Origin of the sequence: Silvibacterium sp., from assembly GCF_047605705.1 — a bacterium.
GTDB lineage: Bacteria > Acidobacteriota > Terriglobia > Terriglobales > Acidobacteriaceae > Silvibacterium.
This window is the reverse complement of record NZ_JASGFD010000002.1, coordinates 98,730-124,481: the sequence shown is the minus strand read 5'-3', so window position 1 is coordinate 124,481 and position 25,752 is coordinate 98,730. Positions and strand designations below refer to the sequence as shown.

The following is a 25,752-nucleotide window of genomic DNA, read 5'->3' as shown; positions in this document are numbered from 1 at the left end:
CGATTTGCCCCGCAACCCGGAGGGCTGGGGCCAATTTCTCCGATCTCTTCGTCGCGCGCCGCTCGGATAGGTTCAATATCCGTCTCGACGCGCTCCTCGATCTCAGAAAAATTGGCTCCCAGCGACGACCGCGCCAAAAGGCATAACAGGCTCTAGGAAGACGAGGTTCAGATGCACAAGGAAGAACTACTCACGCGCATCCGGCAGACAGGCATTGTGCCCGTGCTGCGGGCGCCGTCGCAGTCGCTGGGGATGCAGCTGGCCGAGGCCATCGTCGCGGGCGGTATCGACATTCTCGAAGTCACGATGACGGTGCCGGGTGCGATCGAAATCATTGCGCAGCTCAGAAAAGAGCGGCCGGAGCTGCTGGTGGGCGCGGGCACCGTACTCAACCCGGAGACAGCGCAGGCCTGCATCGATGAGGGCGCGCAGTTCATCGTGAGCCCGGCGCTGAACATCGCAACGATTGAGACCTGCCTCAAAGCGAATGTGCTGATCTTCCCCGGTGCGTTGACGCCGACCGAGATTCTGACGGCGTGGCAGGCTGGCGGCGATGTGATCAAGGTCTTCCCCGCCTCGGCCATGGGCGGCGCGTCGTATCTGAAGAGCATCAAGGCGCCCTTTCCGCAGATCCAGCTGATTCCGACAGGCGGCGTGTCGTTGACCACGGCGAAGGATTTCCTTGCAGCCGGTGCGATCGCGCTCGGCGTGGGAGCGGACCTGTGCGATCCGAACGCGCTCGCGCAGGGCAGGCCTGATCGGATTACGGAGATTGCCCGCGCCTACCGCCAGATTGTAGTGGAGACGCAGACCTAAGACAGCATCGGCTGGTGCGCGAGGCTCACTCGCGCAGTGCGGCTTTTCAGAGATACGCGCGCAGAGTGGATCTCTGCGTCATGCAGAGAAGGCAGGCAGAGGAGCCGGTCTTCGGTTGCAAGCCAGAGCATTCCATCTTCCTGCGATGAGGCTGCCATGGAGAGAGCGCGCTCAGGGATGGCGCGGCTGCTCTCGCGCTGAAGACCTCCGGCTGTTACCCGCCACAACTCAAGCACACTGCCGCGCTCTTCCGTGCGCAGGGTAAGCACTCCATCTGCAGTGTGCATGAGCACCGATTGCACCGGTGTCTCCATCGCGATGCTGTGCAGGTGTTCGATGCACTGCGAGGATGCGTCGACGGCATAGGTCGAGAGGGAAGCGCCGTTCCTGTCCGCTGCAATCAGATATCTTCCATCGCGTGTCCACGCGGGTGTCATTGCTGCCAGTCCATGCGGCGCATCGATGCGCGCGAGAATGTTCAATCCGCCGGATGCGGGTTGCAAAAGAGTAAGTCGTTCACGCTCAGGATCGACGCCTGCTGCGAGCGCCTCTCGAGGAGAGAAGAGAACGCCATGCGGAGCTGCGCCCGCGTCCTTGCGCGTGACGGCGACAGGCCCAGGCACTCCGCTCGCGTCCAGCGCCAGCGCATTCCATGCACGGCCGGTAGACGAGGCGACGAGCAGCGAGCCTCCGCATGCGGAGACTGCAAGCGAGCGCGGTCCGGTGGACGAGAGCGCCATCGGTGTCTGCGCGATGAGGCGCAAGGGCTGCGTGCCGCTGTCGACCGCGTAAGTCGAAACAACGCCACGCGGCAGGTGCTCCCACTGCGCGCAGTCGCGGGCTACGTAGAGAATTGGCAGCTTCGGATGCGTCGCAAACGCGGCGAAGTCCTCGATCGGCGTTGCGCCCAGGAATCGCAGGCTGCCTGCGTCCGCAGTGAAGGTATGGATGCTCCCGCCGTGCGCCAGGTGAAGCCATGCCGGCTGGCTCTTCACCGCGCGCGTAAAAGCCGGGAGATCCGGCATCGTCGCCGCGGCGCCTGCCAGCAGCGCGCCGCCGAGGAAGTCCCGGCGGCTGAGCTGCGGCGATGTCTCCCGGCGCTTCATCTATGTCCCCTGCAGCGGACGCACGCTCATGGCGTGGTGGAAGATGTTGTTCGGATCGTAGCTGTGCTTGACCTGCTGGAGGAAGGCGTAGAGGTCGCCGCGTCCGTAATAGAGGCTGGGCCAGTAGGCATAGCGCAGCATGTCGGCGTCGGGATAGTTCATGTAACAGCCTTCGTAGCCATCGCCCCAGGGAGTGCCCTGGTGGTCGGCATCCACGTGGCTGCCGCTGTAGAGCGCGGTGTAAAAGGCATCCAGCTCGCGCAGATATTGCGGATCATCGCTCGCATCCTGCCAGTAACACTGCCATTGCAGCTTCATGATCGAGCTGCGCTGCGCAATGGCCGTTTCACCGAGAAGCTCAGGGCGGTTAACGGCTCCTCCATAGGAGTCGAATGCGACGACCGATGCTTGCGCGGTAACACTGTCTCCTGAATAGAAGCGGTAGATGGTCTGCGCCTCCTGCGGCGTGACGCTGCGCTTCATATAGGCGGATTTGAACTTGCCGCGAATCTGTCCGCCGCCGCTGTGGTCGCTCGTGGCCGCAACCAGCCAGGGCTTGCGTGCATGGATCAGCGGATCGCTGTGAGGTTTCGCAGGAGCTCCTCCACGTCCGCCGTAGGATGGCCCGAACTTGTCGAAGCGGTCCAGGAACTCATGGAGCACGTAAAGATCCTGCGCCGAGCCGTTGGGCTGGCAGAACTGGATGTACATGCCCAGCCGTCCGCGCGGTTTGCGCGCGCCCACGGTGAGGATGGCGAAGAGGCCCCAGGTGTCGGGATCGCGGCCCCGCGTGGCCCAGTAATCGCCGAAGGTGGTCAACAGGTCGGTGAACTGCTCCTCGCTCATCGTCTCCCAGGGAAAGCCGACGCCGAACTCGATGACCTCGCGCGGTGCAGTGGGGAGCTGTTCGAAATAGTAGGAAGTAATGATGCCAAATCCCGCCGAGCCTGCGCCGCGACAGGCGCGAAAGAGATCGGGATCGGACTTTTGGTTGACGTGCCGCTCCTTCACCGTGCCGGAGTTGTCGACGGTGAGGATATCGACGGCAGTGAGCCAGTCGGAGCTGAGTCCGTGCAGGCGCGAGAGCAGCCCGTAGCCTCCGCCGGAGATATGGCCGCCCGCGCCCACGGTGTAACAGCTGCCGGCGGGCAGGGTCACGCCGGCACGCTTATAAAGGGCCTGGTAAACATCGCCGAGCACGGCGCCGGGTTCCACGCGGCAGTGCTTGCTGGCGGCATCCACGCTCACGCGGTTCAGTAGGGAGATATCGAGCAGCACGCCGCCGGGATTGGTAGCCGAGAAGTTTTCGTAGCAGTGGCCGCCGGAGCGCACCGTCGGGCGCAGGCCGCGCGAGACGGCCTCCTGCAGCGCGTGCCGGACATCAGTCGCCGAGCTGCAGAGCACGATGCTGCCGGGCGCGACCTCCGGGCTTTCGGGAAACCGCAGGTTGCGTCCATGAAGCAGCGCCGCGTAACGACGGTCCTTCTGGTCTACCACAGCATCCATCAGCGTTCCCGAACCAGCGTGGAGTGAGTACTGCAGCTGAGCCAGAATAACCGATTCTTCCATCGCCCCGTGCGGTCTTTCCCGGCTCCGGTCCGCGTGCAGGGCAAAGCCCGCGAGGTCTGCGAAAAGCCTCGTTCCCTCACGTGGAAAACCGGCTGCGCGGGCCGGGCGAAAAATGCCGAAAAATGCGCAGTTGACAACCGAATCCCCCTTTCGCTAGCTTGGTATCCCGTTAGCTAAAACGTTTTACCCGAAGTGGCAGGATGCTCCATCGCAACGGCAACAAAACACTCGCCTTGACCCCGGTCTGGAAGCTCCGCGGCCCCATGTCTTCAGCAGCCCATGGCGCTTCGTCGGCAGCCTGACGCCCACCCACCGGGAACCCAACCAGCGTTTCAGAGATACGCAGAAAAGAAGGCCGGATGAGGATGGATTTCGTTTCATGAATAAAGCGTTTTAGCGACGGACACGCCGTTTCGCCTGCGGATCAGCCCGCAAACGGATTGCAACTACCAACGCAGTAGGAGCAAGCGCAGTAATCGATTTCTGGAGGACAGTCAGATGACGCCATCTCAATCCCGATGGTCAGCAACGCAATCATTCCGGCCGAGCTGGCTCGCCGGAATTTTTCTCGTACTTTTTGCCTGTGTAGGCTCGGTAAGCGGCTTTGCACAGATCACAGCAGGCAGCCTCTCCGGCACCGTGCGCGATACCTCGGGAGCAGTCGTGCCCGACGCGCAGGTCTCGCTGCAGAACGACACCACCGGTGACGTGCGCAGCACTGTGAGCAACAGCACCGGCTACTTCGGCTTTGCCGCTGTGCCGTCCGGCAGCTACAACGTCATCATCAACGCCAAGGGCTTCGCACCTTATAAGCAGACCGGCATCACGATGAACTCGGGCGATACGCGCGAGGTTGCCGGCATTGCACTGGCGATCGGCACGCAAAGCAGCACGGTGACGGTCTCGGCCGACGCGGCGCAGATCGTGCCTACCGACTCGGGCGAGCGCTCGGCGGTGCTGAGCAGCAAGGATCTCGAGAAGCTTTCGCTCGAAGGCCGCAACATCTCGGAGTTGCTGAAGGTTCTGCCCGGTGTCACGGCAGTGCCGAACGGCGTCTCCGGCGGCAGCTCGGTCGACTTCTCGGCCGAAGCTCCGACGGGCAGCACCGTGGGTGTGGGTTACTCGCCGAGCGGCGCGCCGTATCGCGGCGGCACCTCCTTCTTCCTGGACGGCGCGAACATCATCGATCCGGGCTGCGCCTGCTACTCGATCGCGGTGCCGAACCCGGACATGACGGCCGAAGTGAAGGTGCAGAGCTCCTTCGCGGCCGACGTGCCGAATGGCCCGGTCGTGATCAACTCCACCAGCAAGGCCGGCGGCGACAAATTCCACGGCGAAGGCTACTTCTACGCCCGCAACCAGGCGCTGAACTCGAACACCTGGCTCAATAACTACCAGGGCACTCCGAAGGAAGACGGCCAGTACTACTATCCGGGCGGCAATATCGGCGGACCGGTGAAGATTCCGGGCACCGACTTCAACAAGAACAACAAGCTGCTCTTCTGGTTCGGTTACGAGTACTACAAGCAGACGCTTCCCGCGGCAACGCCCCTGGAATCGTATGTCCCCAGCGCCGGCATGGAAGCCGGTAACTTCACTTCGAGCGGCGAAGGCAACAGCGCGCTCTGCCCCACCGGCTTTACCTCGAACGCCACCAACTGGTGCAACAACCTGACCGGCGCCGTGGCTCCGGACGGCACGGCCATCACCGGCGGCGTGATTCCTTCGCAGTACCTCGATGCCGGTGCTGCGGCCCTGATGAAGGAGTTTCCGGCGGCGAATGCGAACCCCAGCTCCACGCCCGGCGGCTACAACTACGTCAAGGACATCTCCACCAACCAGAACGGCTATGTGTGGCGCGCACGCGTCGACTACAACCTGAACCAGAACAACAAGGTCTACTTCACCTACCAGACCGGTAAGACGACGTACGTAACCCTGGGTCAGCTCTACTACAACCCGTCCTACACCGTGGCCTATCCCGGCGGCGAGATGGACCAGCCCTCGATCTCCCGCGTTTTCACCGCGAACATGGTGAACATCCTCTCGCCCACGCTGACCAACGAATTCGTCTTCGGCTGGGGTTACTTCAACGGTGGCACCAGCGCTTCCGATCTGCCCGCCATCTACAAGTCGGCGCTCGGCTACCCCTATGCGACGGTCTATGGTTCGGCTTCGCTGACCGTGCCCTCGGTGGAAGCGGCCGGCGCGCAGACCTTCCCCAACATCACCCAGGCGGATATCTTCGGCGCCAGCAACAACTACGCTTCGAAGAAGCAGATCCCCTCGTTCGCGGATAACATCACGAAGGTTTGGCGCTCGCATACCTTCAAGTTCGGCGCCTTTACCGCGCTGGCCGGCAATCAGCAGGGAACTTACGCCTTCTCCAACGGCGAGCTGGGCTTTGCCGCGCAGCCGCTGCCGAACGAGGTGACCGGCACCAAGGTCGCATCCGGCACGGAGATCGGCTCCTACAACCCCACGGCGAACCTGGTCATGGGTATCGCGGACTACTTCTCGCAGGCCAGCGCTCTGCCCGTGCAGGATATGGCCTATCGCACCACCTCGGCCTATGCGCTCGACAACTGGCAGGCCAGCCCCCGCCTCACGGTCAACGTCGGTCTGCGCTTCGATCACATCGGCCGCTGGTATGACCGTCAGGGACTCGGACTCGCCGTGTGGCTGCCGCAGCAGTATGCCGCCGACGTGGCCGCGAACAAGGCTGCTGGCGCAATGGTGAACGAGTACCCTGGCGTTCGCTGGCGCGGTATCGACCCCGGCATTCCGAACGGCGGCTCGCCGACGCGGATTGCCTACACCTCGCCGCGTGTCGGCTTCTCCTATGACGCGCAGGGCAACGGCGACACGATCATTCGTGGCGGCTGGGGCGAGTTCGCCTGGAACGACCAGTTCAACGATTACTCGGGCGACCTGACCACCTCGCAGAACGTACAGACCTATACCTCGCCGAGCGGTCAGAACATCACGCTCTCGCAGATCGGCGAACAGTCCTCAACCGGCTATCCGAGCCCCGCCGGCACCATCAGCGCGGCCGATTACAACGACTACCAGATTCCGACAACCTATGCCTGGAACCTCACGATCGACCGGAAGCTGCCCTTCCGCTCGCTGCTCGAAGTGGCCTACGTCGGCAACAGCACGCATCACCTGCTGATGAGCGGTGAGAGCGATGGCTCGGGCATCGGCGGCACCGAGTTCTCCAACCAGAACAAGATCTCTGTGGGCGGCCTCTACAAGACCGATCCGGTGACCGGCGCCGCGGCTCCGTCCGATCCGGATAACACCTCGACCTACTCGCTGGCCGATTACTATCCGTACTCGGGCTGCACCACCGGCGGCAGCTGCTACGGTTACGGCACCAACGCCGTCACCGTGCGCGAGCACACCGGCTACTCGAACTATCACGGTCTGCAGGTTTCGTGGATGAAGCAGGCTGGCCACTTCTCCTACAACTTCAACTACACCTGGTCGAAGTCGCTGGGCATCATCGGCAGCACGCTCGACGCCTTCAATGTGCACGGCAACTATGGCATCCTCGCCATCGATCGTCCGCAGGTCTTCAACTCGTCCTACGCCTATAGCTTTGGTGATGTGTTCCACGGCAATAAGGTGGTCGGAGAAGTGGTGAATGGCTGGACGCTCTCCGGCATCACGACCATCCAGGGCGGCGGCAACCTGCAGTCGAACTCGTCGCAGAACCTGGGCCTGAGCATCGAGTCGCAGGATGCCTCGGGGAACAACGTCGAGGCCATCACCTCGCGTACCTACTACGGCACGGACGCCAACCTGATCATGCCGATCACCACCTGCAACCCGAAGAGCAACCTGGCTTCGCACCAGCTGATCAACCTCTCCTGCTTCAGCGCTCCGGCGGTGGGACAGCTGGGCGAGCGTCAGCTGCATCCGTACCTCAGCGGTCCGTACTACACGGATTCGGATCTGACGGCCTACAAGACCTTCAAGGTCACGGAAAGCCAGAACGTGGAGTTTCGGGCCTCGGCCTTCGACTTCATGAACCACTCGCTATGGGGGCTGAGCGGCACCAACCTCGTCACGCTGAAGTACGGCACGCAGGATGGCGCAAAGAGCTTCTACACCAACAGCTCGCTGCTCGGCATCGCGGAAAATACCTGGGGCACCGAGAACCAGAAGTCGCCCTACTCCGGCGCGGCCTATGCGCGTATCTTCGAGCTCTCACTCAAGTACAACTTCTAACCCATTCATCTGAGCGGGGAACTTTCCCGACCGCGAGGCCTACACGCCTCGCGGCTTTCTTTTTGCCCGGAATCGGAGTCTTCCGTTTCCGGGCTTTGCGATGGGCGCAGGATGTTTAACATGCTCGGCGGCTCGCTGAGTAGCCTCGTGGTTGTGGCCTCGTTGAGTAGCGCCAGCCTCGGCCTGGACACGTCGTCCGGCATGTCAACGGCCGCTGCCGATCCGAAGACTTCACCGGCAAAGCGGGTGAGGACGCCGCTCTCAGCCATGGGCACGGCAATAAGGCGGCTGCGGCCAAACTGTTAAGCTTTCAGGGAACGATAGGGTAATCGGCGTGTTATCGCCGGGCTAAGTCCTTTTGCAGGTTTCACGATGATGGGCAAAGCTGTTTCTAGGGTGCGGGCATTCGGTTGCTTGGGCCGGATTCGACGTTTCTTCCGGCTGCTTCTGTATGTCTGCATGTTGGCGGTAGCGCTTCCCGCTGCTGCGCAGTACCGGTCTACAAACTGGACAGCGGAGAGCGGCCTCCCGCAGAACATTGTGCGTGGCATTGCACAAACGGCCGATGGCTATCTATGGATCGCCACGCTGAACGGCCTCGCGCGCTTCGACGGTGTGCGCTTCACCATATTTGATAAGAGTAGTACTTCCGGCATGACCAGCAATCGCTTTGGCTCCATGCGGACGTCCGCGAACGGCGACCTCTGGCTGAATGCGTCGGAAGCGCACGCGCTGACGAGGTATCACGACGGCAAATTCGTGACGTATCAGAAGGATGTTCTCTCGATCACTACGGACGAGCAGGGAAACCTCTGGGATCTGACCTCGCACGGTATCGAGAAATGGTCTCCCGCGCTGAACAGGTTTGTGCCGATACACGATCCATTTGGGCATCCTGCCTATCATGGTCTGCGCTGGGATACGGCGGGCTTCTGGGCCGTGAAGGGCAGAAGCCTGGTCTGCTTTGTGCGCGGAAAGTTCGCCACCTATCCTCTGCCGCGCGAACTCGGGAAGAGCGATCTATCGAGCATATGGAGCGCGGCTATCGATGAGGATGGCGTGGTGTGGGTCGAGCTCGTAACTGGCAGGCGTTTCAGGCTCACTTCTGGCGGCGGCCGGGAGGTGTCTGCCCAGGAGGAACAGGCAGGCGGATTTCATGATCGCCAGAGGCGCCTCTGGACCTACAAAGTCGGAAAACGGCTGAGCCGCACGCTCATCTACTCCGCCTCCGGTCACACCGAGGAGATGCCGCTTCTCGTCTGGTTCGAAGATCGCGAGCAGAATCTATGGATCGGGACAGAAGGCCAGGGCCTCTTCGAACTGCATCCGCAATCCATCCGCGTGCTCTCCACTGCGCAGGGCCTGCCCGGGGATAACATCTATCCGCTCCTGCAGGATCACACCGGGCAGATGTGGTTTGGCGTCTGGGAGCTCGGCATCAGCCGCATGAATGGGAAAGGGGTGCGCACTTACACCTTTGCAGATGGCCTGCACGATCTCCTCGTAACCTCTCTCTACGAGGATCGCGCTCAGCACATCTGGGCCGGCTCCCAGGGCGCGCTCTCGCAGCTGCAGGGAGATCGCTTCGTCCGGTATCCACTCCCTCTGCAACACGACTACACCGTGCAGGTGATTCGTGAAGACAGCCGCGGCACGCTCTGGGTGGGTACGACCGCGGGCCTGGTCGCTATCGCCGGCGGGAAGCAGGCTGTGTATACCGCTCACGATGGCCTGGCATCCGACGATGTGCGTGCAATCGTCGAAGCGCCGGACGGTGATCTCTGGATTGCAGGCTACGGCGGCCTGACGCGCATGCGCAACGGCCATTTCACGCGATGGACTGAGCGCGACGGTCTGCCCAGTAACAACATCCGTAGCCTCTATCTCGACGGTGAAAACGTTCTGTGGATCGGCACATATGACGGCGGGATCGGCAGGATGGCCGACGGCCATATCCGCAGCATCACCCGCAAGGATGGGCTCTTCGACAATGGCGCCTTCGCGATCCTCGAAGACGGTGAGCACAATCTCTGGTTCAGCTGCAATCGCGGCATCTACCGTGTGGCGCGTCGCGACCTGAGTGACTTTGCGGAGGGGAAGCGAAGCAGTGTCACTTCCATTGCCTATGGCCGCGCCGATGGCCTGCTGAATGTCGAGTGCAATGGCGGCGTCTCGCCGGCAGGTGTACGCACGACAGATGGCCGCCTCTGGTTTCCCACGCAGGAAGGTGTGGCCGTGATGGATCCGGCTGCGATGCATCAGAACCCGCGTCCTCCCGGCGTGGCAATTGAGTCCTATGCGATCGATCATCTCGATGTCGCGGGCTCCGGTCCTATCCTTCTACGGCCCGGAGCGGAAAATCTTACGATCGACTACACCGCGCTGAGCCTCATCGATTCCGCGCAGATTCATTTCCGTTATCGCCTCCAGGGCCTCGACTCCGACTGGGTCGACGCGGGTACACGCCGCAGTGCTTACTACTCGCACCTGCCGCCGGGCCGGTATCGGTTTCAGGTCATCGCAGCGAACAGCGACGGCGTGTGGAATAGGAGAGGCACAAGCGTGGACGTTGTCGTGCGCGCACGCTATTTCCAGACGTTATGGTTTCGTGGCCTCGTTGTTCTGTGCATCGCTGCAATACCGGCAAGCCTTTGGCTGCGCCGCGCCAAACGCGCCCGGGAGCGCGAGCGCGCCCAGCGGCTCTTCGCCGGGCAGCTCATCGCGTCGCAGGAATACGAACGCAAGCGCATCGCCTCGGAGCTGCACGATGCCATCGTGCAACGGCTCGTGGTCATTCGCAACCTCGGTTTCCGCCATCTTCAGGGACTGGAGAGCCATTCGAATCTCGTGGAGAGAATTACAGAGGAGGCTGCGATTGGAATCGAGGAGACCCGTGCGATCTCCTATAACCTTCGCCCGATTCAGCTCGACCGCCTGGGCCTCACGCGCGCCGTTACCGCCGCAATTCGGAATGCCGCCGAGGGCACGGTGCTGCTTGTCCATACGAAAATCGACAACATTGACGACGCCTTTGTCGAGGACCTGCGCATCAACTTCTATCGCATCGTGCAGGAGTCGTTTAACAACGTGTTGAAGCACTCCGGCGCATCCGAGGTCGAGGTGAATATTCTGCGCGAGGCGGCCTCGGTCTACCTTATGATTCGGGACAACGGGCATGGCTTCAGCAGCTCGCCGCCGCGCACGGGCTTCGGTTTCACCGGCATGTCGGAGCGGGCGCAGCTGCTCGGCGGCGAGCTGTCATACGATTCGGGCCCCTCCGGAACCACCATTACCGCAACCTTTCCGGTTTTACCCCGGCACATGGAGAAGCATGGCTGATCCGATCCGCATTCTCATCGCCGATGACCATCCCATCGTTCGTGATGGCCTGCGCACCGTGCTCGAGCGGAGCAGGGGAATTCATATTGTCGGAGAGGCGTCGGACGGACAACAGGCCCTGGCGCTCGCGATCGAACACGCCCCCGACATCGCACTGCTCGACATGGAAATGCCCGGCCATAGCGGCTTCGAGGTGGCCAGGGCCATCCGGCAGACGGGCCAGTCAACCCGCGTGATCTTTCTTACGCTCTACAAAGATCGCGATTTCTTTGAGGCGGCCCTCGAGGTGGGAGCCAACGGCTATTTGCTCAAAGAGGATCCGCCGGAGACCGTGCTCGACGCGATCCATGCCGTCGCATCGGGCCGCAGATACTTCAGTCCCGCCCTCACGCTCATGCTTGCGGCCATGGCCCCCGTCAACCAGGTTGGTATCGAAGAGAGGTTTGACGCGCTTACTCCTACCGAGAAGCGCATCCTGCGCCTCATCGGAATGGGAAAAACAAGCAAGGAGATCGGCGCGGAACTTTCGCTGCACTATCGCACCATCGAGAACAACCGGACGCAGATATGCAGGAAGCTGGATCTGGCCGGTCCGCACGCGCTTCTGCGTTTTGCGATGCAGCAGGCGCAGCTCCCTGAAATACCGTCCGAGGCGCATCTCAGGATAAGAAAGCACTGAGACAAAATCGTTGAGACCGTCCCTGGCACATGAGCCGACCACGGCACTAGATACCTGCGCGAAGGTAAGTGCGGAACCGCACGCATATTTCGTGTAGATATCAATCTTTTTTCATGGTGTGAAATCGGTAGACTCCAGCAGAGTACGTGCCTCAGTGGTTGGCCGGCGTAGCTTTTCGCGCCTGCCCGCACTGCTTTTCTTTGTTGTGATTTCTGCCTCGTGGCTCTTCGTGGAACCTCCGGTTCTCAAGAGCCGCGTGCTGCTCGCCGTAGCCGGAGGTTTCATGCCTGACTCACTGCTCGCAAGCATCCGTTCTCTCGTGTCTTTCTTCGCTCGAATCCCGGTAATCAGCCCGAGCGGCGGCGCAGATCCATACCTGCGCCGCTGGACGCAGTTCTGGACGTAATCCTCCAGGAGCGTTTCTGCGGATGGGAATCATGAATGGAATATAGTTGCTTTTAGCAACTATATTCGGATAATTTGATCCTATGGGCCAGGGCAGTTCCGGTTTTGCGGATCAGATTTTTGCAGTGCGTGAATTCAATCGCTTCTACACGGCAAGGCTTGGGCTCTTGCGCAGGCGTTACCTTGAAGGCGAATTTGCGCTCACGGAAGCGCGTATTCTCTTCGAGATCGGGGCGCAGCCGGGCATGCGGGCCTCCGACCTGTGCAGTGCGCTGGAGCTCGACGCTGGCTATGTGAGCCGTCTGCTCGCATCGCTCACAAAGCGCAGGCTCGTGCGCCAGCAATCCTCCGCGCGGGATCGAAGAGAGAAGCTGCTCGCGCTTACGGCTTCCGGAGAAAAGGCAGTGGCGCGCCTCAACGCCAGCTCGAACGCTCAGATCGAGACGCTGCTTGCGAAGTTAAGTGTCAAAGATCGCGAAGCGGTCGTCGCATCGCTCCTCAAAGTAAGAAGCTTGCTGGGTCCGCCGCAGGAGCCGGTGATCCGCATCGAGCGCTTGATGAAGATCACCCCGGAAGCGGTCGCCATCCTTCACGAGTATTACGAAGCGATCGAAGTCGTGGTGCGGGATAAGGCCGGCGACCTGCAGAAGCTGGTCGACGCTCCCGCGTCCGGCATCTGGATCGCCTATTTGGATGATGCTGTCGTCGGCTGCGTGGTCCTGCGCGAGTTGCCGTCGATCGCAAAGGCCGGCGAGTGCAAGCGCCTCTACGTCCGTCCTGCCGCGCGCGGCCATCGCATCGCGAGCCTGCTTCTCGATGCGATGGAGGAATTCGCCAGCGGCTGCGGCCTGCGCTGGATCTATCTCGATAGCCATGACGGCCTGAAGGCTGCAATCTCGCTCTATGAGAAGCGCGAATACAAGCGCTGCAAGCGGTATAACGACAACCCACAGGCCACCATCTTCATGCGCAGGCGGATCACCGCACAGGCTTCGTAGAGAGCGACACGAAAACGTAAACGGCCGGGAGCATTGCTCCCGGCCGTTTCTGTTTTGTTGTATCGATCAAGTGCTCATTTTCTTCTTACCGCGCCCTATCGATCGAGCGCGGCCTGGGGGCAAGAGCTTGTTGAGGCATTCCCGCTAGAAGACAATACGTCCGCCAATCTGGATCTGACGAGGTTTGCTGCTGCTGGCTACCGCGGTCACGTATCCGAACTCGCTCGATGTCGCGCTGGCGACGTAGGGCGCGGAAAAGACCGGGTGATTCAGCGTGTTGAAGGTCTCGAAGCGCAGTTGGAAGTAGGTGGTTCGCGTGAAGTTGAAATTCTTCAGGATGGAAGCGTCGAGGTTGTTGTAGCCGTCCTGACGCACCCAGGACATGGTCTGCGGCAGGGTGCGGTAGTGGTCCACATACTGGCCGTCGAGGTAGCCCGAACCATTGCAGGAGCCGGTCGTGGGGCAACTGGTGGAGTTGCCGGTAACGAAGGCCTTGGTGTTCAGGGCCGGATTGCCGGAGCCCACAGGTGAGGTGTTGCGCCCGTTGGCGTGAATGTCGCGGAGCGTATAACCGGGAGCGAGTGGAATGTCGGCCGAGAACTCAATGGGAGCGCCGCTCTGGAACTGATAGATCGAGTTGATGACGAAGCCGCCTGCAACCAGGTCCCACAGCCGGCTGCCGCCGAAGTTGAACTGCTTGTCCCGCCCGAAGGGCAGCTCGTAGGTGCCGCCAACGGTGAAGTGATGCGTGTGGTCGAAGGGAGAGATGCGGCGGGTAAGATGCGCGTCTTCGTCGTTCAGGAAGGTGTCGGCTTCGATCATCTTCGAGAAGCTGTAGTTGGCGGTGAGCGTGAGGCCGTGCGAGGCCCGCTGCTCGATGTGCAGGATCGCGTCCTCGAAGTTGGAGGAGCCGATGGTCATGTTCTCCTCCGTCACCGAATCGTCATAGAACTGCGGATAGGGATAGAGCAGATCGCCGAAGGCCGTCGTCTTCGAATCGTTGAGCGTCGTGGTGTTGGTGCTGCCCAGCGTGCCGTAGAAGGGGTTGGTCACGCTCTTGCCGTATGCGCTGGAAAGTGCCTGATTGCGATATGGCGTGTAGGAGAGGTATTGGGCCTCCATCGCGTTCAGATTGTGCGAGGCTACCGGCAGGTGCAGCGAGTGGTTGCCGACGTAGATAGCTTCCACCATGGTGGTCGGTGTGACGGAGCGTTGTATGTCGAAGTTCCAGCGTTCGGAGTAGGGATCGTGTTCGTAAGGCGCGAGAAAGCTGATCGTCTGTCCAAGGAAGGTGTTCGCACCCAGGCTCTTGCCTGCCGGCTGGTTGAAGCCGCTGGGGAAAGGGTTGCTGAGCGTGTTCGCGTACGTCAGGTAGTTATTGGTCGAGGCGACATAGGAGGTCGAGGCGCTGAAGCCTTCCTGATTGGAAAGCGGTGTCGAGGAGTAAGTGCCGGTGGCGGCAAGGGTCGCGAGCGTCTCCGGCTGCACGAAGATGCCGAAGCCGCCGCGGACCACCGTCTTGTTATCCGCCGCGAAGGAGAAGCCGAAGCGCGGGCTGAAGAAGCCGCTGTTGTTCTTGTAGACGGCGCCGTCCGTTGCGCTGGTGGGATAGGTGAGGCCGCCCAGCGTGTTGATGGAGGAGACGGTGAAGGTCTCGCCGTCGACGGTCTCGCTTGCGCCGCTGAAGTCTGGCGTGCTGGTGTAGTTGATGGCCGCCGTCGGATTGAAGCCGTTGACGGTGCGGCTCTGCTTCTCGCGGAAGGGCGTATCGATGTCGAAGCGTAGGCCGAGGTTGAGGGTGAGGCGGTTGTTGATATGCCAGTCATCCTGCACGAAAGTGCCGATGTAGTACTGGTAGTAGTCGCCGCGGGCTTCCAGGTCGTACTCGCCCGCCGTGGGCAGGCCGAACATGAAGCTGGCCATATCGCCGCCGAAGGTCTGGGTCGCGCCGGTGGTGCCGGAGGTGACGAAGTTTGAGGCAAAGGTAAAACTGCCCGAGGAGTCGCCGAAGCTCTGCACGCTCATCAGGTAGCGGCGGCCATCAAAGCCGATCTTGAGCGAATGGTTGCCGATCGTCTTCACCATGTCGGTAAAGAACTGGTAGCTGGTTGTCGGATCGAGCGCCGATGAGGTATCGCCGAAGCACTGGTAGCTGGTGAAGCTGCCGCAGCTGCCACCGGTATTGAAGTTGATGTAGGGCAGCTGGAGCAGCTTGCTGGCTGTGTTCATGTAGCCGGGGAAGCCGACGCTCTCCGGCGTGTATTTCTGCGCCTGCGAACCATGCACCTCGTTGAAGTGGACCCAGTTGACGCGCGTATCGATGAAGGTGGTGGGGTTCAGCGTGAAGACGTTATCGAGCGTGGCGCCGTGGTTCTCGCGCACCAGCGTTTCGCCGGTTGAGTCGTTGCCGAAATAGTTCTCTTCGATTTCGGTGCGGTAGTTGTGGCGGAAGTCGAAGAAGATGTGGTCGCGGGCGTTGAGGTTGTAGTCCAGGCGGCCGAACTCGTTGTTGTAGGTGTCCGTGGCGGGTGCTTCGCTGATGTAGTTGTTTTCGCCGTTGACGCCGACGCCGCTCTTGGCGTTGGGCGAGGGATAGAAGTTGAGGTAGTTCAGTGCGATGGGATTGAACGAGGAGACAGCGCTGGTCAGCTGGTTGTTCGCAATCGGCGCACGGGTGACGTTGCTGCCTGAAGTGGACGCCGTGAACGGATTGTAGAGCTGGTTCGCATCGTTCGCGCCTGTGCTGTCGCAGACGGCAACATTGCTGGCGTTCACGGTATAGGTGCCGCCGTTGCAGCCGCCCGTCAGTGTCTCGGAAAAGTCACCGGCCTTTTCCGCCGCGGTGGGCACGGTGGTGGTGGTCGTCGTCGGGGTGCTGTCCTTCAAGCCTTCCCAGGCAAAGAAGAAGAAGAGCTTGTCCTTGCCGTTGTAGGCCTTGGGAATGATGACCGGCCCTCCAAAGGTGAGGCCATACTGGTTGAAGTGGAAGACCGGTGTGGCGATGCTGTTGCGGTCGTTGAAGTACGTGTTGGCGTCGATGCCCGAGATCTGTCCGAACTCGTAGGCCGTACCGTGGAAGGCATTGGTGCCGCTCTTGGTGACCTGGTTGATGACGCCGCCGATGGTGTGGCCGAAGCTGGCATCGGTGTCGAAGGGACGGATGGATACTTCGGAGACCGAATCCTGCGTGGGTGCATAGGCCAGGGCGCCAAGCAGCGTGAGGTCGGGCGAGCCGTCGAGCAGGACTTCCGAGACCTGGTTGGGCGTGCCGCCCATCGACCAGGCATTGCCTGCGTTGTTATCGAAGGGGCGGACCATCTCGGGTGCAGCGGTAGTGATGACGCCGGCCGCCAGTTCGGTCAGTGTTGTCGGTGTGCGGCCGTTGAGAGGCAGCGTGGCGACGGATTCCGTCGAAATGACCTGCCCCACAGCGCCGTTCGCAAGGTTGAGCTGGGGAGGCGCGGCGGTGACCACCACGGTGTCCGTAGCCGAGCCCACCTGCAGCGTGAGGCTCACGACCGGATGGCCCTGGGCTTCAAGGCTGATGCCGGTCTGCTTCGTGTCCCGGAATCCGGGCGCCGTCACCGTGATGGTGTAGGTGCCGGGGAGCAGAAACGGGATGACGTACTGTCCGTCCTTGTCGCTGGTGGTGTGGGTGGCGGTGCCGGTGCTGTTCTCCGTTGCAATCACCTGGGCATTGGGCACGATCGCTCCCCGCGGGTCGGAGACGATGCCGGAGATCGTGCCGCGAAACTCCTGAGCGGTGGCTGCGAGGGCGGAAAGCGCCAGGCAGAGGAAAATGGCTGCGAGCCGGAAGGCGGGTACACGGCGGGCGCAAGGAGCAACCTTAGGCAAGTACCTCTCGGTAGGTGGTCCTACCAGTTTCGTTATGCATGTGCTGTTGCGGAGCATGTCACTGGCATCCTTTGAATTCAGCTATCGCGGATTCAATTGTCGCGAATGGGCGGAATTCTCTGGTGTCGGAGCGATAACTGTCAACTACGGAAAGTATGACTTTGCTGCGCTGCATGGTGGGATTCAGAAAGGAAATTGGTTCCCTTTTGGTTCGATAATTTGGCTTCTGGTATGACCACAATGCGCGGCAGCGCTCGCACTGGTTCGAGCGCAGGGAAAATGTTCGGAGGCACGGCCGGGCGGCAGAGAGACAGATACACCCGCGCTCCCATCCCGGCGGAATACGGGATGGGAGCGGCAGGGCTTCGGTCTTTCCTGGGGGTGGCTTTAGATCTGGCTCTAGGCTGGCTTTAGGGCTGGGGGGCTTTGGCTTTGCTGCCTGGCTTGCTGTCGCTGGATTTCGCTGCGCGCCGCGGCTGGCTTTTTGCCGGTGCGCGTCCCACGCCGTTGGCCCGCTCGGTGTCCTGGCTCGCGCGGGCATTTTCCAGATGCTTCTGCATGAGGCGGCTTGCCTCTTCTGGCTTGCGGCTGCGGATGGCGCGGTAGATCTCGCGATGCATCTCCGCCGATTCACGCAGATCGACCGCGTGCTCCACGGTATCGCGACGGGCATCGTACATCGACGAGCTGACCGTCTCCATGATGGCGGCGAGGATAGGATTGCCTGCGGCCTTCGCGATGATGCGATGAAAGAGCACATCGTGGATGAGGTATTCGGCGGGCATCTCGACCGAGGCGAACATCTCGGCAACCTCTTCGGCCAGGGCCGCATGATGCTGCTCGCTGGCGCGTTCGGCGGCCAGGGCGGCCAGCCCGCTTTCGAGCAGATTGCGAGCCTCGAAGAGATGCCACGTCTGGAAACCATGGAGCGCGCCGATGAGCGAGAGCTGCCCTTGAGCGAACTCCGGCGGCCCATCGGCGACAAAGGTGCCGACGCCGTGCTTGATCTTCATCACGCCGAGCGCGGCCAGGTAGCCGATGCCGGCGCGAAGGCTCACGCGTGAGATGCGCAGCGAGTGAGCCAGATCGCGTTCCGGCGGAATCTTGTCACCGGGTTTGAGCGTGCCGTTCTCGATCAGCGCCCGGATGTGGTTGACGACCTGCCGGGTGCGATCGTTTTCCGCGCTATGGATCGTAGGTTCGGTCATGGATATGGGTCCGTTTGTTGGCCGGTGTGAAGAACGCGGAGCAAAGGAGCTTATCGCCGCGCAGCGGAGGCTGAGGCAATCTTCGCCATGCCCGGGAACGGACTGCATCCCCACACCACACGCTCATCGTTCTCGTGTGGTGCGGGCATGCAGTCCTTCTATCGGAGCGTAACATGAGCCCCCGGGCCTTCGACGATGCCCTGTCCCTTCGGTGTGACCACCTGCACATTTGTGCCAGTGACGGTGGCATAGCCGATGGTGAGCGGCGTCTCGGCGGAGAGGTGAACGTTCTTTAACGTAAGGTTGAGCACGGGCGACTCCGGCAGGCCGACGAGGGCGCCTGCCGATTTTGTATCTGTTGCGGTTACGTTTTCAAGCGTAATGTCGTGAAAGTGCGGGGTCAGGTGGGTGACGGGCTGCGGGACTTCGACGCCGGCAGCGGGCAGCACGTTGGGGTAGTACTCGCTGACGATGATGGCGTTCTTCACGTGCTTCATATCGATATCGAGGAAGACGAGATCGCTGACGTCGTTGCCGCGATCGCGGTTGGCTTTGACGCGAATGCCATTGTCGGTGCCGTCGAAATGGATGCGCTCGGCGCGGATGCGCTGCGCGCCGCCCGCGATCTCGCTGCCGATCGACAGGCCGTGGCCGTGGAGAAAGGTCGAGTCGGTAATGGTGATGTCCTGGCTGGGGGAGTCCGGACCGGGAGAGTTAATCTCGCCGGACTTGATAGCGATGTCATCGTCGCCGACATCGGCCACCACGTGATCGATGACCACATGCGTCGACGAGAAGGGATCGATGGCATCTGTGTTCGGCGAGTGCTGCGGCGCAAGCACATGCACATTGCGGATCGTGATGTCGTCCGAGTAGTAAGGGACGACCTGCCACATCGGAGAATTCTGGATCGTGACGCCCTCGATGCGGATGTGCCAGCAGTGGTCAAAGACCACCAGGCGCGGGCGGGTGTGCTCGGCGCCCAGGATGCCGCTGTCCTTGTACTTGTGCGCCTCCTCCCACCAGCTCTCGCCATTGCCGTCGATGATGCCCTCGCCGGTGATGGCGAGATTGTCGGCATTGGTGGCGGAGACAAGCGATTGGATCCCGGGGGCGCGGAATTCGGTTTTCGCCGGATACGCGGTGTGGTCCGGGGTGCCCAGCAGCGTGGCGCCCTTGTCGAGCTGCAGGGTGATGTTGCTGCGCAGGACAATGGGCGCGGAAAGATAGGTTCCGGCAGTGAGCCGGACGGTGCCTCCGCCCGACTGTGCGCAGTGGTCGATGGCAGCCTGGATAGCGGCAGTGTCGAGGGTGGTGCCGTCGGCCTTGGCGCCGAATCCTCGGACATCGCAGACAGCAGGATCGGCCAGCGCGGCGGGCGCGAGGGCAAGAGTGGAGGCGAGGGCTAGCGCTGACAGAAACAAGGATGGCATCGATATCAACCTGGGCGGGATTGTAAGCCGATAGAGGTTAGACCACCAAGAGAGCAGAAAAAATCTTTTCATCGGACGAGGCGTGCACGCCTTGGCCGCCGAAGTTTCTCCGGGCCAAGGAACAGGCAGGTTTGCGCCTGGTGATGCGTAGATGAGCCGAAATTCACAGGCACGCAGGGGTTGATGCCAGAATGGTGGAGGATGGGGTAGGATGGCGGCGTGGTCTGTCCACTTCATTCTATGAAACTGCGAATCCTTCGGGCCGCTGCCCTCAACCTCCTCCTGATGGCAACCGCCTTCAGCCTCGTCCACGGGCAGGATAGCCGGAACGTAACCGAGCCGCGTATCCCCGCAACCTGCGCGGTGGTGCAGGCCGGGCTTGCTGCGCCGGGCGGCCTGATTGCGGAGGCCGACGAGGCGCGTCTGGACACGCAGCGCATCCAGGCGGCGATGGATGACTGTAAGGGTGGCGGCGCAGTGCTGCTCAAAGCCGACGGGGCGCGGAATATCTTTCTCTCCGGTCCATTGGAGCTGCGGTCGAAGGTATGGCTGGTGGTGCAGGCGGGCGTGGCGCTGGTAGCCTCACGCGATCCCCGCGTGTACGACCTGGCTCCGGGAAGCTGCGGAGTGGTCAACGAGAAGGGCCACGGATGCCGGCCGCTGATACACGGCGAAAACCTGGCCGACGCAGGCGTCGCGGGAGAAGGAGTGATCGAAGGGCGCGGCGGCGCGACGCTCCTGGGCGAAGCTCCCGGCGCGAAGACCAGCTGGTGGGACCTGGCACACCAGGCGAAGATCGAGGACAAGCAGCAGAGCGTGCCCTGGCTGATCGTAGTGAATGGGGCGCGCAACTTCACGCTGTATGGGATTACGCTGAGGAACTCGCCCGGCTTCCATGTAGCGGTGAATCAGGCCGATGGCTTCACGGCGTGGGGTGTGAAGATTGACACCCCGAAGACAGCGCGCAACACGGATGGAATCGACCCGGGCTCATCGCGCAATGTGACAATTGCGCACTGCTGGATCCATGCAGGCGACGACGATGTGGCGATCAAGGCAGGCAAGGCGGGTGCGACGGCGAACGTCTCGATCCTCGACAACCACTTCTTCACCGGGCACGGCATGTCGATCGGTAGCGAGACGAACGGCGGCGTGAGCCACGTGCTGGTGCGCGATCTCTCGATAGACGGTGCGGATAACGGCATCCGCATCAAGAGCGACCGCAGCCGCGGCGGACTGGTGCAGGACGTCACCTATGAGAATGTGTGTATCCGGAATACGAAGGACCCTCTGGTCTTTACGCCCGCATACACGAAGAAGAGTGGCGATCTGCTGCCGGTCTATCGTGGTATCACGCTGCGCGATGTGCATATCGAATCGCCCGGGCAGTATACCTTCGACGGACTTGACGACGCGCACCCCCTGGAGCTGCGCTTCGACAACGTATGGGCTGATGGGCTGGCGCAGTCGAAGTTCGAGATGCAGGCGGCGAAGATCGTGCGCGGGCCTCGGCTGGGAAACCTGACGTTATCTGGCGCGGATGGAACAACGAGCGATGACGCGAACAGCGTGGCGGGAACGCCGCCGCGCTGCACGGAGCGGTATGCGGAGTTTCCGCACACAAATGCGCCGGAGATCGCGGGCGTATCCGCTCCGGAAGAAGATCATGCGATCTATGTGGCGGCGGATGGCACCGGCGAGTACACCAGAGTAGAGCAGGCGGTGGAGGTCGCTCCGGATACAGGCGCCACGATACTAATTGCGCCGGGCGTGTATCGCGAGATCGTCACAGTGACGAAGCCGCATGTGACGCTGCGTGGCACCGGCGCGGACCCCGCGGCGGTTGTGATCGTGAACGACCACAACGCAGGCGAGAACGGTGGCACGCTGCACTCGGCGACGGTGAACGTGCGAGCGGACGACTTCACTGCCGAGAACCTGACCATGGAGAACGACTTCAATCGCACGCACCAGCAGGTTTCACAGGGGTCGCAGGCGCTGGCGCTGCTGGTGACGGGCGATCGCGCCATCTTCCGGCGTGTGCACCTGCTCGGCAACCAGGACACGGTGTACGCGGGGAGCCGCAACTGTTCGCCCGACGGGCCGGCGTGCGTGCCCTCGCGGCAGTACTTCTCCGATTGTGTGATCGCGGGCAATGTGGATTTCATCTTCGGCGATGGGAAGGCGGTCTTCGAGGGCTGCGAGATTCGCAGCACCGCACACAAAGGTGGCTTTCTGACTGCACAGGCAAAGCATTATCCGGACGAGGATTCGGGCTTTGTACTGGACCATTGCAAGCTGACGGCGGATGCTGGAGCCGAGGCGCCGATCTACCTGGGGCGGCCGTGGCGTCCCTATGCGACGGTGGTCTATCTGCATACGTGGATGGGCGCGCACATTGCACCGGATGGCTGGCGGGAGTGGAAGCCCGGCGAGACGCATTCCCTCGATACGGCCTACTACGCCGAGTATGACTCGTCCGGCCCGGGCGCGCGCATGAAAGAACGCGAACCGCAGGCGCACGCGTTGACCGCAGCGGAAGCCGCACGATGGGAGCCGCAGGCATTCCTTCATGGATCCGACGGCTGGAACCCGGTCGGCGCGAAGGATCAAAGATGAGGGGCTGAAGGTGGTTGCGGAAGAGGCCTCAGCAGAGGAAGAGAAAGATGCTGCGTTCTCTCCAGCCCACGATTGGATGAAGCTGGTTCGAAGCCCGACAAAACGCGGGCCCCTTCCGACCTCTTGACGTAGCCGATATAGCTGGAGGCGATCGGCTACACCACGTTCCACACTCGATTTTTGTGCAGGTGAATCCTTGCAGGACTTCTCGCAATTCGTCACCAGGGAATGGTCATATGTTTTCTGAGATGAGGGTTATGACGAGATCTTGTCTCAACCCTTTTGGTTCTGGAGGCCTCGGAAGCCTTTGCTGCAAGCCACCATCAGCAGTCCTCCAACAATCGAGACATTCTTGAAGAAGTTGATGAGCTGCACCTGATACATCGGCGACGGTGCAGACCAGACAGCATGTGCGATCAGGGTGGCAGGAATCAGGAACAGAATGAGTCCAATCGCACAAACCCTCGGGTAGATCCCCGCTACAAACCCAACGCCACAAAGAACGTCGATCACGCGGCCGGCAAGCGAGAGCAATATGGCTGTGTGCTCTGGGATTCCCTTCACCACCATGTCGTGGACAGCCATTGCGGGACTAACGATACCGATGCCGTTGATCAGAAAGACAAGCGCGATCAGAAGGCGCGCAGCAAAGAAGAGATACGGACGAGTTTTATGCATGACAAATTTCCTTTTCAGAAGCGATAGGTAACGCCGAGGTTTGCGGTGATCGGAGAACGATGATGAGGAGTGGTGTTCAGGAATCCACTTGGCGCGAAGCCTGCCACATTGAACGCCGTGACGATATGCGCCACCGGGGACCAGCGCAGCTCCATGTCGCCCTGCGACCCGAGAAAACGCGCATGGTTTGCGCTCGATGGAGCGAGCAAAGCCTCACTGCCGAAGGCGTAGACTCCGTCCTGTGTGGACTCGCGCCAGTACCAGCTTCCGCCCACCTCACCTGTCAGATTGGGCCGCAGGTGGAACTGCACCTGCGGGTGAAGATCGACAAGGTTCTGATTCCCGAGAAACGGAACGGCCTTTGGGCTGAAATAAGCTCCGCGTGGAAAGTAAGTGTTGTAGGTCCCCAACGATCGTCCAGCAGGGTTCTGATCCCCGCTATAGGCATCCACTCGGAGCAGAGGACGAGGGGAGAAGCGAAGGTTCGCGAAGGTATACCCGCTTTCGGTCGAGATACTCCAGGCGCGCACGCGATCCGAGCCGAAAGAGCCGAATTGATAGTTCCATTCCCAGTTGTAGTCGACGCCGGAGTGAGCATCGCGGAAGGCCCGTATTCCCACGGTGTGCCGCAGCTCGTTCGCGGAGCCACGGTTATACGAGGCATTCGCAGTTGCCAGGCCCAGGTAATAAAGATCAAGTCCATCTCTGCGAAGCACAGGTGAATGGGTGGTCAGATAGCTGCCCCAGGTCGTCTGAGCGTGGTTGGGCACGTCATCAAAGAATCCCGTATTGTTCTGCACGGGCTTTGCGATGAAGTTGTCCCAACGCATCTGCTCCGTTTGCGTGATCGAGCGAGCCCCGTCGAAGCTCAACTTTACGTTTGGTCCCTCGTTGTTATCGAACAGGCGCCCCGAACCCAACACGATCTCCTGACGACCGAGGCGAACACTCGAGCCGTCTTCGCGGCTGGTGTGTGGCCCGATTTCGAGAAAGCCCTGGTGGAAGTCTCCTTTGTCCTCGTCGAGATTCGGACGGGCACCACCATTTCGACCGGGCACGTAGTTGAAGGTCATCTCCGTGAACAATCGCAGATCTGGCCCGTCGTGTACGTCGAGGTGCGGCATCAGGCGAATAAGGCCGTAGCCATTGGGATCCTGTGGCCCTGCGCCGAACATCCAGTTGTCGAAGTACTCATACTCCTCGCGGGATTCGAAACCCAGCGAGACGTATTGCTGCTTGCTCGCACCCCATTGCAGATACTTCAGCTTGTCCAGTGGATCGGTCCGCATACTGCCATCCGCAAGGAAGCTCCAGTTCTGCTCCGCAGGGAAAGGATCGAGGTGAGGACGCAACGGAGAGGCCTGGACTCCGGGATAGCTGGGCTCGGGCGTCTGGGCCATGCAGCCAAGGGCTCCGAGCACCAGAAAGAAGAGTGCAAGAATGCAATCCCGCCGGCGCTCGGAGCGTGACGTTTTGGGCGTCGGGTTCACACATGCTCCATCGTTAGAACGGCACGACCGGCACAGCCCTGGCGCACGTGCTCGTACCCCTCCCAAACCTTCACATGGGGAAAGCTTCGGATGTCGGAGTGAGGACGCAAGTCGCCGGATTCAAACGCGGCCGAAAGTTCGCGCAGAATGCAGGCCGCATCAACCAGGTCGCGCTTCAACGAGTCGACGCCGAGTAACTGCGACTCGTTATGATAAAAATCCGCGAGGTCGAAGCTGACCCGGCGCTCTGCTCCGGCACTGATCTCCACGAGACGGCCTCGCCGCGCCAGCATATGCAGCGCCTTCTCGAACATCGTCGGTCCAGCCGTGTTGAGGACAACATCGGCGCCGCGGCCGCCCTGCAGGATGCGCAGCAGGCTGGCTACTTCCGGGTTAGCGGAATCGAGGATCTGATCCTCGCCATCGATCTCTTCCCGCGTAAGTACACCGTTCAGGCGGTTGACCCCGATGACGTACGCGCCGAGGTATTTGGCGATCTGCTTGGCTGCGCTCCCCACGCCACCGCGGCTGCCAATGATCGCGACGATCTCGCCCGGCTGGACCTTGGCATACTCCTTGACCGCGCACCACGCTGTCACAAACGTGACGCCGATGCTTGCAGCCTGCTCATGGGTGAGGCACTCCGGCTTGCGCACCAGGCTCGAACGCGGAACAGAGATGAACTCGGCGTGCGTCCCGTCGCGGGTAAAGCCCGCATCGCCGCCCGTGCCCCACACTTCCACCCCGATCCATTCTTCGGGGCCATCTACGACCACACCGGAATAGTCACGTCCGGGTACCCGAGGCAGGGTCGTCTGCTCCATCCGTCCGGCGACGTTCTTGACGTCACTCGGATTGATCGATGCTGCAACGATCCGCACGATGGCCGTCGATTCCGTGGCCTGACAATCCGGACGCTCTACAACTTCGAGCTGGTTTGGTTCACCGAAAGAACGAAATTCAATTGCGCGCATGTGCATCCTCCTGGTTGGAATGGAAGGGTTGTTGTGCGACCTGATTGCCGCTCAGGCGCTCCACGAAACGGTCGGCGGCGACGAAGCCAACGCTCATAGCAACCACGAGTAGCGAGCCGATGATCGCCTGAGGTGCCGGAGACGGAATCCGGCAAAGACGACAGAAGATACCGATCCCAAATGCGAGCAGAAATCCTGCGACTAATCTCATGAATCCTGGGCTCCTCTCTTCCCATGACTTGAGACTAGGTTCGTTAGCCTGTACTGAGTAGCCGGAAAAGCCGCAAGTCAGCTTTGCGGAATGTGCAAAGATGGAGGGGCTCGCGTGCAGAGGTCAGGCTACGTGG

At 61.4% G+C, this 25,752-nt stretch carries 15 protein-coding genes; 6 read left to right on the top strand and 9 right to left on the bottom strand.

Annotated features, from left to right (window positions below; genetic code table 11):
* The first annotated feature begins 171 nt into the window (after nt 1–171).
* Complete coding sequence (locus QM649_RS01250) at nt 172–816, top strand: bifunctional 4-hydroxy-2-oxoglutarate aldolase/2-dehydro-3-deoxy-phosphogluconate aldolase (protein WP_415197177.1); 645 nt, start codon at nt 172–174, stop codon at nt 814–816.
* Here the strand turns inward: QM649_RS01250 and QM649_RS01245 are convergent.
* Together QM649_RS01245 and QM649_RS01240 are read right to left on the bottom strand one after the other, a co-directional pair.
* Nucleotides 813–1,922, bottom strand: a complete 1,110-nt coding sequence (locus tag QM649_RS01245) for a twin-arginine translocation signal domain-containing protein (RefSeq protein WP_415197176.1) — start codon at nt 1,920–1,922, stop codon at nt 813–815. The two genes, QM649_RS01250 and QM649_RS01245, sit on opposite strands and share 4 nt — an antisense overlap.
* A complete protein-coding gene (locus tag QM649_RS01240) occupies nt 1,923–3,428 on the bottom strand; it encodes an FAD-dependent oxidoreductase (protein WP_415197175.1) in 1,506 nt (501 codons plus the stop codon).
* Between the two features lie 561 nt (nt 3,429–3,989).
* Between QM649_RS01240 and QM649_RS01235 the strand changes: the two genes are divergently transcribed.
* The 4 genes from QM649_RS01235 to QM649_RS01220 all read left to right on the top strand — a co-directional run bounded on the left by QM649_RS01235 (nt 3,990) and on the right by QM649_RS01220 (nt 13,148).
* A complete protein-coding gene (locus QM649_RS01235) occupies nt 3,990–7,727 on the top strand; it encodes a carboxypeptidase regulatory-like domain-containing protein (RefSeq protein WP_415197174.1) in 3,738 nt (1,245 codons plus the stop codon).
* 459 nt (nt 7,728–8,186) lie between these two features.
* Complete coding sequence (locus tag QM649_RS01230) at nt 8,187–11,066, top strand: two-component regulator propeller domain-containing protein (protein ID WP_415197173.1); 2,880 nt, start codon at nt 8,187–8,189, stop codon at nt 11,064–11,066.
* Nucleotides 11,059–11,745 carry a response regulator gene (locus QM649_RS01225; RefSeq protein ID WP_415197172.1) on the top strand — a complete coding sequence of 229 codons (687 nt, stop codon included), beginning with the start codon at nt 11,059–11,061 and terminating at the stop codon, nt 11,743–11,745. Before QM649_RS01230 ends, QM649_RS01225 begins: the two co-directional genes overlap by 8 nt.
* A gap of 530 nt (nt 11,746–12,275) precedes the next feature.
* Nucleotides 12,276–13,148, top strand: a complete 873-nt coding sequence (locus tag QM649_RS01220) for a bifunctional helix-turn-helix transcriptional regulator/GNAT family N-acetyltransferase (RefSeq protein ID WP_415197171.1) — start codon at nt 12,276–12,278, stop codon at nt 13,146–13,148.
* Between the two features lie 144 nt (nt 13,149–13,292).
* On the opposite strand, the gene QM649_RS01215 is transcribed toward QM649_RS01220, so the two are convergent.
* The 3 genes from QM649_RS01215 to QM649_RS01205 form a co-directional block, all read right to left on the bottom strand.
* Nucleotides 13,293–17,003: a carboxypeptidase regulatory-like domain-containing protein gene (locus QM649_RS01215; protein WP_415197170.1), complete on the bottom strand. Its 3,711-nt coding sequence runs from the start codon at nt 17,001–17,003 to the stop codon at nt 13,293–13,295.
* A gap of 410 nt (nt 17,004–17,413) precedes the next feature.
* Nucleotides 17,414–18,211: a FadR/GntR family transcriptional regulator gene (locus QM649_RS01210; protein ID WP_415197169.1), complete on the bottom strand. Its 798-nt coding sequence runs from the start codon at nt 18,209–18,211 to the stop codon at nt 17,414–17,416.
* 158 nt (nt 18,212–18,369) lie between these two features.
* Entirely contained in the window at nt 18,370–19,644 is a 1,275-nt protein-coding gene (locus QM649_RS01205; RefSeq protein WP_415197168.1) for a glycoside hydrolase family 28 protein, read from the bottom strand.
* A gap of 285 nt (nt 19,645–19,929) precedes the next feature.
* On the opposite strand from QM649_RS01205, the gene QM649_RS01200 reads away from it, so the two are divergent.
* Nucleotides 19,930–22,263 (top strand): pectinesterase family protein, encoded by a 2,334-nt coding sequence (locus QM649_RS01200; protein WP_415197167.1) that lies wholly within the window; start codon nt 19,930–19,932, stop codon nt 22,261–22,263.
* A gap of 273 nt (nt 22,264–22,536) precedes the next feature.
* On the opposite strand, the gene QM649_RS01195 is transcribed toward QM649_RS01200, so the two are convergent.
* The 4 genes from QM649_RS01195 to QM649_RS01180 are packed head-to-tail and all read right to left on the bottom strand — an operon-like array spanning nt 22,537 to nt 25,616.
* Entirely contained in the window at nt 22,537–22,941 is a 405-nt protein-coding gene (locus QM649_RS01195; RefSeq protein WP_415197166.1) for a DoxX family protein, read from the bottom strand.
* Between the two features lie 14 nt (nt 22,942–22,955).
* Nucleotides 22,956–24,431, bottom strand: a complete 1,476-nt coding sequence (locus QM649_RS01190) for an alginate export family protein (RefSeq protein ID WP_415197165.1) — start codon at nt 24,429–24,431, stop codon at nt 22,956–22,958.
* Entirely contained in the window at nt 24,428–25,405 is a 978-nt protein-coding gene (locus tag QM649_RS01185; RefSeq protein WP_415197164.1) for a quinone oxidoreductase family protein, read from the bottom strand. The genes QM649_RS01190 and QM649_RS01185 overlap by 4 nt, the downstream gene beginning before the upstream one ends.
* Nucleotides 25,392–25,616, bottom strand: a complete 225-nt coding sequence (locus tag QM649_RS01180; protein WP_415197163.1) for a DUF1427 family protein — start codon at nt 25,614–25,616, stop codon at nt 25,392–25,394. Before QM649_RS01180 ends, QM649_RS01185 begins: the two co-directional genes overlap by 14 nt.
* Nucleotides 25,617–25,752: the final 136 nt, after the last annotated feature.

Bases quoted from the DNA above. Each gene is read 5' to 3' on its own strand.
- QM649_RS01250 (WP_415197177.1), top strand. From the start codon at position 172: ATGCACAAGGAAGAACTACTCACGCGCATCCGGCAGACAGGCATTGTG.
- QM649_RS01185 (WP_415197164.1), bottom strand. From the start codon at position 25,405: ATGCGCGCAATTGAATTTCGTTCTTTCGGTGAACCAAACCAGCTCGAA.
- QM649_RS01245 (WP_415197176.1), bottom strand. From the start codon at position 1,922: ATGAAGCGCCGGGAGACATCGCCGCAGCTCAGCCGCCGGGACTTCCTC.
- QM649_RS01180 (WP_415197163.1), bottom strand. From the start codon at position 25,616: ATGAGATTAGTCGCAGGATTTCTGCTCGCATTTGGGATCGGTATCTTC.
- QM649_RS01235 (WP_415197174.1), top strand. From the start codon at position 3,990: ATGACGCCATCTCAATCCCGATGGTCAGCAACGCAATCATTCCGGCCG.
- QM649_RS01210 (WP_415197169.1), bottom strand. From the start codon at position 18,211: ATGACCGAACCTACGATCCATAGCGCGGAAAACGATCGCACCCGGCAG.
- QM649_RS01195 (WP_415197166.1), bottom strand. From the start codon at position 22,941: ATGCATAAAACTCGTCCGTATCTCTTCTTTGCTGCGCGCCTTCTGATC.
- QM649_RS01205 (WP_415197168.1), bottom strand. From the start codon at position 19,644: ATGCCATCCTTGTTTCTGTCAGCGCTAGCCCTCGCCTCCACTCTTGCC.
- QM649_RS01240 (WP_415197175.1), bottom strand. From the start codon at position 3,428: ATGGATGCTGTGGTAGACCAGAAGGACCGTCGTTACGCGGCGCTGCTT.
- QM649_RS01230 (WP_415197173.1), top strand. From the start codon at position 8,187: ATGTTGGCGGTAGCGCTTCCCGCTGCTGCGCAGTACCGGTCTACAAAC.
- QM649_RS01200 (WP_415197167.1), top strand. From the start codon at position 19,930: ATGGCAACCGCCTTCAGCCTCGTCCACGGGCAGGATAGCCGGAACGTA.
- QM649_RS01225 (WP_415197172.1), top strand. From the start codon at position 11,059: ATGGCTGATCCGATCCGCATTCTCATCGCCGATGACCATCCCATCGTT.